At 62.2% G+C, this 15,304-nt stretch carries 13 protein-coding genes; 9 read left to right on the top strand and 4 right to left on the bottom strand.

All coding sequences use genetic code 11. From position 1 onward, the window contains the following. The first annotated feature begins 3 nt into the window (after nt 1-3). From odhB to lpdA, 4 genes are all read left to right on the top strand, one after another. Nucleotides 4-1,554: a 2-oxoglutarate dehydrogenase complex dihydrolipoyllysine-residue succinyltransferase gene (gene odhB / locus Q1B16_RS16545; RefSeq protein ID WP_299791272.1), complete on the top strand. Its 1,551-nt coding sequence runs from the start codon at nt 4-6 to the stop codon at nt 1,552-1,554. A gap of 74 nt (nt 1,555-1,628) precedes the next feature. After that, nucleotides 1,629-2,030 (top strand): hypothetical protein, encoded by a 402-nt coding sequence (locus Q1B16_RS16540; RefSeq protein ID WP_299791269.1) that lies wholly within the window; start codon nt 1,629-1,631, stop codon nt 2,028-2,030. A 4-nt stretch (nt 2,031-2,034) separates the two neighbouring features. Continuing rightward, nucleotides 2,035-2,424, top strand: coding sequence for an MAPEG family protein (locus Q1B16_RS16535; protein ID WP_299791266.1), 390 nt, complete (start codon nt 2,035-2,037; stop codon nt 2,422-2,424). An 89-nt stretch (nt 2,425-2,513) separates the two neighbouring features. Then, complete coding sequence (gene lpdA, locus Q1B16_RS16530; RefSeq protein ID WP_299791263.1) at nt 2,514-3,902, top strand: dihydrolipoyl dehydrogenase; 1,389 nt, start codon at nt 2,514-2,516, stop codon at nt 3,900-3,902. A 359-nt stretch (nt 3,903-4,261) separates the two neighbouring features. Here lpdA and Q1B16_RS16525 read toward each other — a convergent pair whose 3' ends face one another. The 4 genes from Q1B16_RS16525 to Q1B16_RS16510 are packed head-to-tail and all read right to left on the bottom strand — an operon-like array spanning nt 4,262 to nt 7,167. Beyond that, entirely contained in the window at nt 4,262-4,867 is a 606-nt protein-coding gene (locus Q1B16_RS16525; protein ID WP_299791260.1) for a pyridoxamine 5'-phosphate oxidase family protein, read from the bottom strand. Beyond that, nucleotides 4,854-5,588, bottom strand: coding sequence for a lysophospholipid acyltransferase family protein (locus tag Q1B16_RS16520; RefSeq protein ID WP_299791257.1), 735 nt, complete (start codon nt 5,586-5,588; stop codon nt 4,854-4,856). The genes Q1B16_RS16525 and Q1B16_RS16520 overlap by 14 nt, the downstream gene beginning before the upstream one ends. After that, nucleotides 5,588-6,463, bottom strand: a complete 876-nt coding sequence (locus Q1B16_RS16515) for an FtsX-like permease family protein (protein WP_299791604.1) — start codon at nt 6,461-6,463, stop codon at nt 5,588-5,590. Before Q1B16_RS16515 ends, Q1B16_RS16520 begins: the two co-directional genes overlap by 1 nt. Before the next feature lie 26 nt (nt 6,464-6,489). After that, the gene (locus Q1B16_RS16510) at nt 6,490-7,167 is read right to left on the bottom strand and encodes an ATP-binding cassette domain-containing protein (RefSeq protein ID WP_299791601.1); all 678 of its coding nucleotides are present in this window, start codon (nt 7,165-7,167) and stop codon (nt 6,490-6,492) included. A gap of 183 nt (nt 7,168-7,350) precedes the next feature. On the opposite strand from Q1B16_RS16510, the gene Q1B16_RS16505 reads away from it, so the two are divergent. The 5 genes from Q1B16_RS16505 to glgB all read left to right on the top strand — a co-directional run bounded on the left by Q1B16_RS16505 (nt 7,351) and on the right by glgB (nt 15,299). Further along, on the top strand, nt 7,351-8,211 hold the full coding sequence (locus Q1B16_RS16505) for a zinc-ribbon domain-containing protein (RefSeq protein ID WP_299791254.1): 861 nt from the start codon (nt 7,351-7,353) through the stop codon (nt 8,209-8,211). 168 nt (nt 8,212-8,379) lie between these two features. Further along, nucleotides 8,380-9,768, top strand: coding sequence for an aminotransferase class III-fold pyridoxal phosphate-dependent enzyme (locus Q1B16_RS16500; RefSeq protein WP_299791251.1), 1,389 nt, complete (start codon nt 8,380-8,382; stop codon nt 9,766-9,768). Then, nucleotides 9,765-10,475 carry a GNAT family protein gene (locus Q1B16_RS16495; protein ID WP_299791248.1) on the top strand — a complete coding sequence of 237 codons (711 nt, stop codon included), beginning with the start codon at nt 9,765-9,767 and terminating at the stop codon, nt 10,473-10,475. Before Q1B16_RS16500 ends, Q1B16_RS16495 begins: the two co-directional genes overlap by 4 nt. 247 nt (nt 10,476-10,722) lie before the next feature. Next, nucleotides 10,723-13,101, top strand: coding sequence for a glycogen/starch/alpha-glucan phosphorylase (locus Q1B16_RS16490; RefSeq protein WP_299791598.1), 2,379 nt, complete (start codon nt 10,723-10,725; stop codon nt 13,099-13,101). Beyond that, entirely contained in the window at nt 13,098-15,299 is a 2,202-nt protein-coding gene (glgB, locus tag Q1B16_RS16485; protein WP_299791245.1) for a 1,4-alpha-glucan branching protein GlgB, read from the top strand. Before Q1B16_RS16490 ends, glgB begins: the two co-directional genes overlap by 4 nt. Nucleotides 15,300-15,304: the final 5 nt, after the last annotated feature.

The raw sequence follows: 15,304 nt of genomic DNA, 5'->3' as shown, positions 1-15,304 counted from the left end.
GACATGACAACCGAAGTGCGCGTGCCCACACTGGGCGAATCCGTAACCGAGGCCACGGTCGCCACATGGTTCAAGAAACCGGGCGACAGCGTCGCCGTGGACGAAATGCTGTGCGAGCTGGAAACCGACAAGGTGACGGTCGAAGTGCCGTCGCCCGTTGCCGGGAAGCTGGCCGATATCGTTGCGGGCGAAGGCGAAACCGTGGGCGTCGATGCCCTTCTCGCAAACATCGCCGAGTCAGGCGAGGCCGGGGCCACAACCCCCGAGGAGCGGCCGTCCGAGAAAAAACAGTCATCCGCCAAGGCCGACTCCACGCCCGAACCGAAACAGGGCGGCGATGACCAATCCGTGGACGTGATGGTGCCGACACTGGGTGAATCCGTGTCCGAGGCAACCGTGTCCACATGGTTCAAAAAGGTGGGCGACACCGTCGCGCAGGACGAAATGCTCTGCGAGCTGGAAACCGACAAGGTCTCCGTCGAGGTCCCCGCGCCCAGCGCCGGTGTTCTCTCCGAGATCACCGCCGAAGAAGGCAGCACCGTCGCCGCCGGAGGCAAACTTGGTGTGATCGGCGCCGGCGCCGACGCCGCCGCCTCGGCCCCCGCGCAGGAAACCGCCCCAGCCCCGGCAGCCCAGCCATCCTCGACCCCGTCGTCAGACGTCGAAGACGCGCCCTCCGCCAAAAAGGCGATGGCCGAAGCAGGCGTGAGCCGCGATCAAGTCGAAGGCTCGGGCCGCGACGGACGCATCATGAAGGAAGACGTCGCCAAGGCCGTCGCCGCCGCCTCCAGCGCCCCGGCACAAACCTCTGCCCCCGCCTCGGCGCCCCGCGCGCCGGTCAGCGCCGATGACGCCGCGCGCGAGGAACGGGTCAAGATGACCCGCCTGCGCCAGACCATCGCCCGCCGTCTCAAGGACGCGCAGAACACCGCCGCGATCCTCACCACCTACAACGAGGTCGACATGACCGAGGTGATGGCCCTGCGCAACCAGTACAAGGACCAGTTCGAGAAGAAACACGGCGTGCGCCTCGGCTTCATGTCCTTCTTCACCAAGGCCTGCTGCCACGCGCTGAAAGAGGTGCCCGAGGTCAATGCCGAGATCGACGGCACCGACATCGTCTACAAGAACTTCGTCCACTTGGGCGTCGCCGCAGGCACGCCGCAGGGCCTGGTGGTTCCGGTGATCCGGGACGCCGATCAGATGAGCTTCGCCGAGATCGAGAAAGCCATCGCCGAAAAGGGCCGTCGCGCCCGCGACGGCAAGCTCAGCATGGCCGAAATGCAGGGCGGCACCTTCACCATCTCCAACGGCGGCGTCTACGGCTCGCTCATGTCCTCGCCGATCCTGAACCCGCCGCAGTCGGGCATTCTGGGCATGCACAAGATCCAGGACCGCCCGATGGTCGTGGACGGTGAGATCAAGATCCGCCCGATGATGTACCTCGCCCTCAGCTACGACCACCGCATCGTCGACGGCAAAGGTGCCGTGACGTTCCTCGTCCGCGTCAAAGAGGCGCTCGAAGACCCGCGCCGGTTGTTGATGGATTTGTGAGGAAACGGTGCGTGTGAACACGCACCCTACACCGTCGTAGGGTGCGTGATCTCACGCACCATTTGAGTTGACCAATGGATGACATACAAAAATCAGAGATCGTCATATCAAAGATTCTTGGTCTTCTGATGGAATGGGGCATTCAGGAATGTGATCTAGAATTCGACGAACTTGAATTGGACGAGAGCTATCGGCCCTTCTTTTTTGCGTGTATCAGTTGGCTCGAAAACGAAGGCGTTATCCGTACTGACGAAGTCGTCAGAACCTTGGACAATGTTGCCGCGGGTGTCGTCATCCGCCCAGTGCTCACTTCCTACGGAATGCGCATCATGGAAGCGGAGGTCGACCTTCCCGGCGTTCCTTCGCAACCCGTTTCCAAAGCGGTGCAAGAGGTCCAGTCTGGTAATGCTCAATACGCCAAAGCAGGAAACTTTACTGGCGGCCTACTCGCCTCGTTTATAAAGTCACTTGGTTAACAAAATGACCCCCGAACTCACCGCCCTCACCCTCGCCGCTCTGCTGCAAATCCTGCAATTCGTCGCCTACTCCGTCACCGCACAGATGCAGGTCGGCACCGGCAAGGCGCTTAGCCCGCGTGACACCCCGGTGCAACTCACCGGCAAGGCGGGGCGCCTGCAACGGGCGATGAACAACCATTTCGAAGGGCTGATCCTCTTCGGCATCGCCGTCATGGTCATCACCTATTCCGGCCAGAACAACGATACGACGGCGATGGCCAGCGGTCTCTACCTGCTCGCACGCGTGCTTTACGTTCCGGCCTATGTCTTCGGTTGGGTGCCGTGGCGCTCGCTCATTTGGGCGGTCGGGTTCCTGGCCACGGTCTACCTGTTGATCGCGGCGCTCATATAGCTTCATCTTGCCCATAAACTCCGGGGGAGTCGCCCAGCGGGCGACGGGGGCAGCGCCCCCGCCCCACCCAAAACAAAGGACACCGCAAAATGGCACAATACGACGTCATCGTCATCGGCTCCGGCCCCGGCGGCTACGTGGCCGCGATCCGCTGCGCGCAGCTGGGCCTGAAAACCGCCTGCGTCGAGGGCCGCGAAACCTTGGGCGGCACCTGTCTCAACATCGGCTGCATCCCGTCCAAGGCGTTGCTCCATGCCAGCCATCAGTTGCACGAGGCCGAACACAACTTCGCCAAGATGGGTCTCAAGGGCAAAAGCCCGTCTGTCGATTGGAAACAGATGCTGGCCTACAAGGACGACGTGATCGGCCAGAACACCAAGGGCATCGAGTTCCTGTTCAAGAAGAACAAGATCGACTGGCTCAAGGGGTGGGGCTCCATCCCCGAGGTGGGCAAGGTCAAGGTCGGCGACGACGTGCATGACGCCAAGAACATCATCGTCGCGTCGGGGTCGGAACCCAGCAGCCTGCCGGGGATCGAGATCGACGAAAAGGTCGTCGTCACCTCCACCGGCGCGCTGGAGCTGGGCAAGATCCCGAAAAAGATGATCGTGATCGGTGCGGGCGTGATCGGGTTGGAACTGGGCTCGGTCTACAGCCGCCTCGGCACTGAGGTGGAGGTGATCGAATTCCTCGACACCATCACACCGGGCATGGACGGCGAGGTCGCAAAAAGCTTCCAGAAAATCCTGATCAAGCAAGGCCTCAAATTCACCCTCGGCGCCGCGGTCCAGAAGGTTGATGCGTCCAAGACGAAGGCGAAGGTGACATACAAGCTGCGCAAGGATGACAGCGAACATGAGATGGACGCGGACGTCGTGCTCGTCTCCACTGGCCGCCGCCCCTATACCGACGGTCTGGGGCTCGACGCGTTGGGGATCGAGATGTCCGAGCGTGGCCAGATCAAGACCAACGACCAGTGGCAAACGAATGTCAAAGGCATCTATGCGATCGGTGACTGCATCGATGGCCCGATGCTCGCCCACAAGGCCGAGGACGAAGGCATGGCCTGCGCCGAGGTTATCGCGGGCAAGCATGGTCACGTGAATTACGGCGTCATTCCGGGGGTGATCTATACGCATCCCGAAGTCGCGAATGTCGGCATGACCGAAGAACAGCTCAAGGAAGCGGGCCGCAACTACAAGGTCGGCAAGTTCAGCTTCATGGGCAACGGCCGCGCCAAGGCGAATTTCGCGGCGGATGGGTTTGTGAAAATTCTCGCCGACAAGGACACCGACCGCATCCTGGGCGCGCATATCATCGGCCCGATGGCGGGCGATCTCATTCACGAGGTTTGTGTGGCGATGGAATTCGGAGCCTCGGCCGAGGATCTGGCCCTCACCTGCCACGCGCACCCGACCTATTCCGAAGCCGTGCGCGAAGCCGCATTGGCCTGTGGTGACGGCGCCATTCACATGTAAACGCAGAACACGCGGGACGCCTTGTCAAAAGGCGTCCCGCAAGCGCGTCCCAACGCGCTTGGTCACGCGGTTTCGAAACCGCGCATCAAGGCTCTTCGAAGAGCCTTCCGATATCCAGATAAAGAAGCGGCGCCGCCCCCGGTCGGGCTGACGGTTCTCTTGAAATCGGGGGTGTCCCCCCGGACCTGTGCCCGTTTCCGGGCCTGATGAAGCCGGCTTCTCATGGTCGGCGCGTCACCGCCGGATCAGAAAACCATCATTGGATCGCGGTGTGGGAGTGACCCTCTCCGCTCGTTGCGCAACGTGAGGGCACCTTGCGCACTACGCGTTAAGGTTTTCGAAAGCGACCGTACGCTGCCCTACCAGAGCTTCGGGATCGACCGCTCTTCGTAGCCCTCGTCGTAGGCGGATCCATCGATCTCGCCCGAGGTCATTTCGGCCAGGATTTCGCCGATCGTGGGCAGCCCGGCAGGCGCCTCGGCACCGTCCCAAAGCCCCGATCGCATGAGTGCCTTGGCGCATTGCGAATAGACCTCGGCCACTTCGGTGACGATCACCGTCGCGGGTTGGCGGGCCTTCTTCTCAAAGGACGCGCGCAGGTCGGCATCGTCGGTGATCCACGCGCGGCCATTCACCCGGACGGTCGTTTTCGAACCGGGGATCATGAACAGGAACGCGATGCGCGGATCCGCGATCAGATCGCGCAGCGCATCCAGTCGGTTGTTCCCCTGCCAATCGGGCAACAGGATCGTGTGCGGATCGGCCACCCGGACCACCGGATCGACATCGCCGCGCGGCGTGCCATGCGTCCCGTTCGGTCCCACGGTCGACAGAATGCAGAACCGCGCCGCCTCGATCCAACGCCGGTAAGTCGGGGTCAGGTGATCTGCCACTTTGCTCAGCGCGGCAGGCACCGGATCGCCATAGAGCGCGTCCAGATCCGCAAGCGTCTCAATGCGGCGCATGGAAACCGGCCTCTTCGTTCAAACGGGTCGAGGCGGTTTCGATCCGCGTTTCGAGCAGTTTCAGAAATTCATCCCGCGCCAGCCCCGGCTGGATGGGATCGAGAAATTCGACGATGGCCGTTCCCTGTTTGCGGTAGATCCCGCGCTTGGGCCAGAAAAGTCCGACATTGGCGGCCACCGGAACGCAAGGCTGGCCCAACTGTTCGTAAAGCACCGCCGTCCCGATTTTGTACGGCGCTTTCACCCCCGGTGCGATGCGCGTGCCTTGGGGGTAGATGATCAACTGACCCGGCGTCGCGGTGCCGTTGCGCACGGCTTCGACCATCTGTTTGATCGCCGCGCCGCGTTTGCCGCGATCGACCGGGATGCAGCCGATGCGCAGCCCGTACTGCCCCACGATAGGCGCATACATCAGGATGCGCTTCATGATGAACTTGCCAGCTGGCAACGCAGAAAACACAAGGAAAACATCAAGAAAGCTCTGATGCTTCGACGCGACAAGGCATTCGTAATCGGGCGGTGTGCCACGGATTTCCGTCTTGAGACCGATCATCCACGGCGCTGCCCAGCGCACGAAGCGACAAACGGTCATACATCCGGTCCGCGCCCCCCTGCGCGACACCAGCGCCCAGGGAAACAGCACGAGACCGACAACCGCGATGGAAAGATAGACCGAGATAATGAAGATCAGCGACCGGACCCACTGGATTGCATATGCCATCAGGCCAATTCCTCTAAAACGCGGCCTGCGGCAAACCGGGTGGCGACAAAGGCGACAAGTCCCGAAAGCGGCGGGATCAGGACCGCCCAAAGCCACCCGATGCCCTGAAGCCTGAGATCGGTCAGAAAGCCGGTCTCGTCACTGCCCGCGGGGATCAGGAACAGCGCGATCACACCGACAAGCGTGCCGACCGCTGCTCCGGTCAACGACCGCAACGCGAACCGCCGGACAAAGGCTCTGGCGATATACGTGTCCTTTGCGCCAACCAGCCGGAGCACCGCGATGACCTGCGCATTCGCGGCGAGCGCGGCATTGGCGGCCAGCGTAACCATCGCCGCCGTGGCCGACGCGATCAGCAGGATCGACAGCCACCCGAGAAGGCGCAGACGCGCGGCGGCGTCGACCAAGGGGCGTCGCCAGCGGGCGTGATCGTCCAGCACCGCCGCCGGGGCTTCGGCGGCAAGGCGCAGGCGCAGGCCAGCGGCGTCGTAGCCACCTTCGGTTTCGGTGATGTCGATAAGCTGTGGCAGCGGCAGATCTTCGATCGGCAAATCCGGACCGAACCAAGGCGTCAAGAGCGCGCGCTGCTCCTCGGCGGTCAGGGCGCGGGCGTCCTCGATACCGGGCGTGGTGCGCAGCACGCGCAGCGCGGCTTCGGTCTGGGTTGCGACCTCACCGGCCGGGGCCGAGATACGAAGGGTGGACGACTGTGCCAGTTCCTCGCCCCAGCGATCCGCGACGCGCCCCGCCGCGAGCGACAGGGCCAGCGCGAAGACAGCGAGGAAGGCCATCGCGAAGGAACTGAACAGTGTCAGTCGCGCGGTAAAGCCCGTCGGCGGAACGACGCGATCCGCTTTTTCATCAAATTGCAGCATTTTCGCGGTAGAGCGCCAGTCAAGGATCACAGGTCCGCCCCCGCCATTTGGAGCCGCCGGTTCGAAATCCGCAGAACCCGTGTCTGCACCTGCGCCTTGGCGGCGCGGATCAGCCCAAGATCGTGGGTCGCCACGAGGATGGTCTTGCCCATGCGGTTCAATTCGACCAGCAGGGTCAGCAGGCGCTGCGACATCTCCCAGTCGATATTGCCCGTCGGCTCATCCGCGAGGATCACATCCGGTGACATGATGACGGCCCGCGCCAGAGCCGCGCGCTGGCGTTCGCCGCCCGACAGTTCCGGCGGCAGCGCATCGGCGCGCGATGTCAGACCGACCCAGGCCAGCAATTCCTTTAGGTTCGCGTCCGCGCTGCTGGCGTCCTGACCGGACACGGCCAGCGGCAGGGCGACGTTTTCGGTCACCGGTAGATGGTCGAGGAACTGGCAGTCCTGATGCACCACGCCGATCTTGCGGCGCAGGACAGCAACGTCATCGCGGCTTAGCCCGCGCACGTCCCGGTCGAACAGGCGCACATGCCCCGCCGTCGCCTGGAGCGCGCCGTAACACAGTTTGAGGAACGTGGTCTTGCCCGATCCCGACGGTCCGGTGAGGAAGTGAAACGACCCCGGCGCAACTTTGAGGGTCATGTCCGTGAGCAACTCGCCACCGCCATAACTGTAGGCCACATTTTCCAGCTCGATCACGGTGGTGGTGTTCCCTGCCCTTGGTTCGGCGTTGTTGTGCCTGAGCATCGTGCCGGTTTCAATGCGCCGGTGGGCTCAGAATAGGGTTTTACAAGCGGAAACGCGCGCCTATGGTGCATTAAAACGAGGAACAAGGCGGTTGGTCGCAAAATCCAGACCAGCCGATGAGGGGCAACAGGCAATATGCGGCTGACATGTCCAAGCTGCGGGGCACAATACGAAGTCCCCGATGATGTCATTCCCGAGGACGGTCGGGACGTCCAGTGTTCCAATTGCGGCAACACCTGGTTCCAGGAACGTGACACCAGCAACACGCCTGAAGCCCTTGCCGCAGAGGCGGCGGCCCCGAAGGATGCTGTCTGGCACCCGGAGGTTGAAAGCGACGTCGACAGCCGCCCGTCGGTCAACCAGGAACCCACCCCCGGAAACACACCCCCACCCGCGCCGCCGAAGCGCCGCGAGCTTGACCCGTCGGTCGCGGACATCCTGCGCGAAGAGGCCGAGCTTGAGGCGCGTGCCCGCGAGGCCGAGGCCGGAAGCCTGGAAGAGCAGCCCGAACTGGGCTTGCAGGAACCCGAGGACGAAGCCGCGAAACGTGCGCGCCAGGCACAGGACCGGATGCGCAAGCTGCGCGGCGAAGACCCGGATGCCGCAGCGGCGGCAGCGGCTGCCTCGGCGGTCACTGATCGTCCGAAATCGCGCCGCGATATGCTGCCCGACGTGGAAGAGATCAACCAGACCCTGCGCGCCTCGACCGAGCGGCGTGAGATGCGCACGCTGCAAGGCGACCTGGACGACGATGAGGACGACGCCGGCAGTTTCGGGCGTGGTTTTGTGCTTACCTTCCTGATCTTCGCCATTGCTGCAGCGTTGTACGTCTTTGCGCCCCAGCTTGGGGACACCGTCCCGCAGCTCAAGGCACCTCTCGACACCTATTCCGCGCTGGTCGATCAACTGCGCCTTTGGCTGGATGCACAGGTTGCATCCCTGTTCGGGATGTTCGGCGGGACTCCGGCAGACGCTCCGCCGACAGACGGCAGCTGAACCTCAAACGATACGGCGACCGATGCGCGTATCGGCTGGACGTGCAAATTGGACCTATCTGTGATATTGGTCTGGCCCTAACGCGCGCCTGCCGATCTGATCAAGATGCACCTGCCAGAGCGCGGCGCGCGTCGGGCGTTCATTGATTCTCAGACGGAGGTGACGACCATGGACGGTACATTGTCCCAAAACGATCTTAGCCATGTGGTCGAAGCCGACCGCGCCCATGTGTGGCACCACCTGATCCAGCACAAGCCGTTCGAAACCAATGATCCGCGGATCATCGTCGAAGGCAAGGGCATGCGGGTTTGGGACCAGAAGGGCAAGGAGCATCTGGATGCCGTGTCCGGTGGCGTCTGGACAGTGAACGTGGGCTACGGCCGCGAAAGCATCGCCAAGGCGGTCTACGACCAGCTTTTGAAACTCAACTATTTCGCCGGATCGGCAGGGTCGATCCCCGGCGCTCTGTTCTCGGAAAAGCTGATTGCCAAGATGCCAGGCATGACGCGCGTCTATTACACAAACTCGGGATCCGAGGCGAACGAAAAGGCGTTCAAGATGGTCCGCCAGATCGCGCACAAGCGCTATGGCGGCAACAAGCACAAGATCCTCTACCGCGACCGCGATTACCACGGCACCACCATCGGCTGTCTGAGTGCGGGCGGTCAGGACGAGCGCAACGCGCAGTACGGGCCGTTCACGCCCGGTTTCGTGCGCGTGCCGCATTGCCTTGAGTACCGCGCCGCCGATCAGGGCGCCCCGACCGAGAATTACGGCGAATGGGCAGCAGACCAGATCGAACAGGTGATCCTGCGCGAAGGCCCGGACACCGTGGGCGCGCTCTGCCTTGAGCCGGTGACGGCAGGTGGCGGCGTGATCACCCCGCCGCAGGGCTATTGGGACCGCGTGCAGGAGATCTGCCGCAAATACGACATCCTGCTGCATATCGATGAGGTCGTTTGCGGCGTCGGTCGCACCGGCACATGGTTCGGCTACCAGCAATACGGCGTTCAGCCTGACATGGTGACAATGGCCAAAGGTGTCGCGTCGGGCTATGCCGCGATTGCGTGTCTGGTGACCACCGAGGACGTTTTCTCGATGTTCAAGGACAATGCCGACGATCCGATGAACTATTTCCGCGATATCTCGACCTTTGGTGGCTGCACCGCCGGGCCGGCAGCGGCGTTGGAGAACATGCGGATCATCGAAGACGAGAACCTGCTCGAAAACACCACGGCGATGGGCGAGTACATGCTGGGCGAGCTTCATGCGCTGGCCGAGAAGCACACGGTCATCGGCGACGTACGCGGCAAGGGTCTGTTCCTGGGTGCCGAGTTGGTCGAGGATCGGGACACCCGCAAACCGATGGCGGAAAAGCGTGTTCAGAAGGTGGTGGCCGACTGCATGAGCCAGGGCATCATCATCGGCGCGACCAACCGGTCGCTACCGGGCATGAACAACACGCTGTGCTTCAGCCCCGCGCTGATCGCCACCAAGGATGACATCGACCAGATCATCGCCTCGGTGGACGAAGCCTTGGGTCGCGAATTTGCGTGACTGATCCCCTGATCACCGGCCAGCGCTTGAATGCGCTGGGCCAACCGATCGGCTTGCCCCTCGAGGATACCGCGCCTCGTCAAACGCCTCCCCGCACCGCGATGGTTGGGCGGTATTGTTCGGTCGTGCCCCTGTCGGTGGACCATTCAGACGACCTTTACGCGGCCTTTCGTCAGGACAGCGAGGACCGGATCTGGACGTACCTGCCAAACGGGCCTTACCACGATTTCGCAGCGTTCCGCGCCTGGGTGCAAGACGCCGCGACGTGGAGCGATCCTTTGATGCACGCGATTAAAGTCGATGGCCATGCCTTGGGCCATGCCAGCTATCTGCGCATCTCCCCGGCCAGCGCCTCGATCGAGGTTGGTTTCATCAACCTGTCCCCCGCGCTGCAACGCAGCCGTGCCGCGACCGAATTCCAGTACCTGATGATGGCGCGCGCCTTTGATGAATTGCGGTATCGCCGGTACGAATGGAAATGCGACGCGCTGAACGCGCCGTCGCGCAAGGCGGCGCAACGGCTGGGTTTTGCCTATGAAGGCACGTTTCGTCAGGCGACCCACTACAAAGGCCGCAACCGCGACACGGCGTGGTTTTCCATTCTCGACAGCGAATGGCCCGCACTGAAGGCTCGTTTCGAGCGTTGGCTGGCGCCCGAAAATTTCGATAGCAAAGGGTATCAGATCCAGTCACTTGCCCGGATCTGAGGCCGCCAAACGCGGGCCTTTGGGAACCGCGCAGACGCTTGATCTGTTCGGCAATCGGCCCTAGCCGTTGGGGATATGCCGCGCAAAAAGGCTGAAGCCATGCTGACCGTGACCTACACGTTTGCATAAAGTGCAGTGGTGTTTCTGTCGAAATTCGCTATTAGAGGCGATGTTAGCGCTATCGAAACGACTGAAGCACCGCAATTTGCCCTGAATCGAGCCTTCCAGAGGACGCATCCGGATGACCATGAAAACCGATATTCTGAACCGCCTGAAATATTCGCTGGGCAAGGACGCCGAGCATGCGTCCACCTATGACTGGCGCATCGCGCTGTCGCTGGTCCTGCGCGACGAGATGGTCGAAACATGGTTCCGTTCCACCAAGGAAACCTACGCGGCCTCGCCCAAGCGGGTGTATTATCTGTCGATGGAGTTTCTGATCGGACGGTTGATCGAGGACATGATCTCGAACCTTCAGCTCGAGGACACGGTCAAGACCGCGATAGCCGAGCTGGGTCAGGACTACGACACGATCGTGCATGACGAACCCGATGCGGCGCTTGGCAACGGTGGTTTGGGGCGTCTTGCTGCGTGTTTCATGGATTCGCTTGCGACGCTGGGTATTCCGGCCTTTGGGTACGGTATTCGCTATGAACACGGACTGTTTGAACAGAGCTTTGCGCAGGGCCAGCAGGTCGAAAAGCCAGAGACATGGCTGACCCAACGCCACGCCTGGGAATTCGAGCGCCCCGAGGCGCAGTATCGCATCGGCTTTGGCGGGCATGTCGATCACCACGAGGGCAAGGCCTATTGGCATCCCGGCGAAGTGGTCATGGCAACGGCGCATGACACCCCCATCGTCGGGTGGAAGGGTGACTGGGGCAACACCCTGCGGCTATGGTCGGCGGAACCGGCCAAGGAATTCGACCTCGAAAGCTTCAATCGGGGCGATTACCTCGCCGCCGGTCGGTCCGAGGCGCTGGCGCGCACGATCAGCCGCGTGCTGTATCCCGACGACACCACCGAAAGCGGCAAGGAACTCCGGCTCAAGCAGGAATACTTCTTTACCGCCGCGTCGATCATGGACCTGCTGCGCCGTTATCTGGCGGCTCACGACGACATCCGCGCCCTTCCCGATTACGTGGCGATCCAGTTGAACGACACGCACCCGGCCATTGCCGGGCCGGAACTGGTGCGCATTCTTGTGGATGAGCACGACATCCCGATGGACGAAGCGATTCCGCTGGCGCGCAAGTGCCTGGCCTATACCAACCACACGCTTCTGCCCGAGGCGCTGGAACGCTGGAGCGAGCATTTGATGGGCCGCATCCTGCCGCGGCATCTTGAGATCATTCGCGCCATTGAGCACGCGCATCAGGCCGAGTTCCCGGACAGCCCGCGCATCCTCGACCACGGTGACGTGCGCATGGGCGAGTTGGCCTTCATCATGGCACACAAGGTCAACGGCGTGTCGGCGTTGCACACCGAGTTGGTCAAGGAAACGGTGTTTGCCGATCTGCACCGCATCCACCCGACGCGGATCATCAACCAGACCAACGGTATCACCCCACGCCGCTGGCTGTACGGATGCAACCCCTCCCTGCGCAACCTGATCACCGACACGATCGGCGAAGGCTGGGTGACCGACCTCGAACAGTTGAGCGCGCTGAAATCCAGGCGCGAGGATGCTGCCTTCGTCGACGCGTTCACCACCTCGAAGCGCGAGAACAAGGTGAACCTGTCGAACTGGATCAATGAAACGATGGGCGTGTCGCTGGACCCGGACGCGATGTTCGACGTGCAGATCAAGCGCATTCACGAATACAAACGCCAGTTGATGAACCTGCTCGAAACCGTCGCGCTCTGGAACGAGATGCGGGACAATCCCGATGCCGACTGGACCCCGCGCGTCAAGATTTTCGGCGGTAAGGCCGCGCCGGGATATTTCGTGGCCAAGGACATCATTCGCCTGATCAACGACGTGGCGAACGTGATCAACAACGATCCGGTAACCGGCGACAAGCTCAAGATCGTGTACCCGCCGAATTACAACGTCACGATGGCCGAACGGCTGATCCCGGCGGCGGATCTGTCGGAACAGATCTCGACCGCGGGCAAAGAAGCGTCTGGCACCGGCAACATGAAATTCGCCCTGAACGGCGCGCTGACCATCGGCACGCTGGACGGCGCGAACGTGGAAATCCGCGAACACGTGGGAACCGAAAACTTCTTCCTCTTCGGCCTGACAGCCCAGGAGGTGATGGAGCGTCGCGCGCAGCATGGATACGCCCGCGCCGCGATCGAGTCGAGCCCGCGTCTGCAACGGGTTCTCGGACAGATCGCCGAGGGCCGTTTTGCACCGCAGGACCCAAGCCGCTATCATGGGCTCGTGGGGATGCTTTATGATCATGACTATTTCCTCGTGACCTGTGATTTCGACAGCTATTTCGACACGCAGCGCCGCGCGGACACCGCCTACCAGAACCCGCAGAACTGGGCGGCTATGGCGATTGCCAATACCGCCAGCATGGGCTGGTTCTCGTCGGATCGGACGATCAAGGGCTACGCACGAGACATTTGGGGGGCAGAGAGCGTGACCAAGGCAAAGCTCGAGAAGTCGGCATGACCGATGCGGATCATCTGATCGACGCAACCACGGCAGAGGCCATCGCACAGGGCCGCCACGGTGATCCCTTTGCAGTGCTGGGCCTGCATGAGTTGGACGGGAAGCTTGTCATGCGCGCGATGCGGCCCGAAGCCGACGCGGTGGAGGTGATCGACGCCAAGACCGGGCGTGCGCTGGCAGAGCTCGACCGCGTTGCCGATGGTCTTTTTGCCGGGGTGATCCCGCGCCGGAAGAAACGGTTTCCCTACCGCCTGCGCATGACGCGCGGCGCCGATACGTGGGAAGAGCAGGATGCCTATGCGTTTGGCCCAAAGCTGGGCGAGATGGATGAATACCTGCTTGGCGAAGGCACCCATCACCAGCTTTGGGACGCGCTTGGGGCGCATGTCGGCGAGCACGAGGGCGTCACCGGCACGCATTTCGCCGTCTGGGCGCCAAATGCCTTGCGGGTGTCGGTCGTTGGCGATTTCAACGGCTGGGACGGTCGTCGGCACGTGATGCGCCGACGCGGGGCCACGGGTGTGCACGAGATCTTCGTCCCCGCTTTGGGCGACGGCACGGTTTACAAATACGAGATCCTCGATGGTTCGGGCAATCTCCTGCCGCTCAAGGCCGACCCCGTGGGGTTCGGAGCAGAGCTTCCACCCCGGACCGCCTCAGTCGTGCGCGATCTCGATGGTTACGACTGGTCGGATGGCGGTTGGTTGTCCAAGCGCGGCGCGAAACAGAAGATCGACCAGCCGATCTCGATTTACGAGGTGCATCTGGAAAGCTGGCGGCGCGTCCCGGAAGAGGACAATCGGTCGCTGACCTATCTCGAACACGCCTCCATGCTGGTCGATTACGCCAAGGACATGGGCTTCACCCATATCGAGCTGACGCCGGTATCCGAGTACCCGTTCGGCGGGTCGTGGGGCTATCAACCCGTGGGCCTGTTCGCGCCGACGTCACGGTTCGGCACACCGCAGGAGTTTCGCCAATTCGTCGATGCGTGCCACGCTGCGGGGCTTGGTCTGATCATCGACTGGGTGCCGGGACATTTTCCGACCGACCAGCACGGGCTTGGCCGCTTCGATGGCACACCGCTCTATGAACATGCCGACCCGAAAGAGGGCTTCCACCCCGACTGGAACACGCTGGTCTACAACTATGGCCGGACGGAGGTGCAGAACTTCCTGATCGCCAACGCGCGGTTCTGGTTCGAGGAATACCATATCGATGGGCTTCGCGTGGATGCCGTGGCGTCGATGCTCTATCGCGACTACTCGCGCAAAGAGGGCGAATGGGTGCCCAACAAGGACGGCGGCCGCGAGAACCTTGAGGCCATCGCCTTCATGCAGCGGATGAACGAGGTGGTCTACGCCGCCGATGACAGCATCCTGACCGCCGCCGAGGAAAGCACCGCCTTTCCGGGGGTCAGCGCACCGACCGACGCGGGCGGTCTTGGGTTCGGCTTTAAATGGAACATGGGGTGGATGAACGACACCCTGCGGTACATGGCAGAAGACCCGATCAACCGGAAATATCACCACGACAAGATGACCTTCGGTCTGCACTACGCGTTTTCCGAAAACTTCATCCTGCCGATCAGCCACGACGAAGTGGTGCACGGCAAAGGGTCGATGCTGAGCAAGATGCCGGGGGACGACTGGCAGCGCTTTGCCAACCTGCGGGCCTATTACGGGTTCATGTGGGGGCACCCGGGCAAGAAACTGCTCTTCATGGGGTGCGAATTTGCCCAAGGCCAGGAGTGGAACAACGAGACCAGTCTGGATTGGCACCTTCTGGATCACGCGCCGCATCAAGGGATGCAGCGGCTGGTGCGCGACCTGAACACGCTCTACCGGGACACCCCCGCGCTTTACCAGAAGGACAGTTCCGAAGACGGGTTCCGCTGGATCGATGGCGGTAACGCGGCGGATTCGGTGTTTTCCTGGGTGCGCTATGGTGCCGACGGCCAAAAACCGGTTCTGGTGGTGTCCAACTTCACGCCCGTTCCGCGCACCAACTTCATGATCGGCGTGCCGAACGACGGGCATTGGGACGAAAAGCTCAACACCGATGCCGCGATTTACGGGGGTACGGATACCGGCACCCCGGGCGGCGCAAATGCACAAGACATCTCGATGCACGGATGCCCGTATGCCATCGAGATCACCGTGCCGCCACTGGCAACCGTGTTTTTCCAGCTGTCATAGGGCCG

This window comes from uncultured Marivita sp., from assembly GCF_947488135.1.
In the GTDB taxonomy this organism is placed as follows: domain Bacteria; phylum Pseudomonadota; class Alphaproteobacteria; order Rhodobacterales; family Rhodobacteraceae; genus Marivita.
This window is presented reverse-complemented; position numbering and strand designations above follow the sequence as displayed.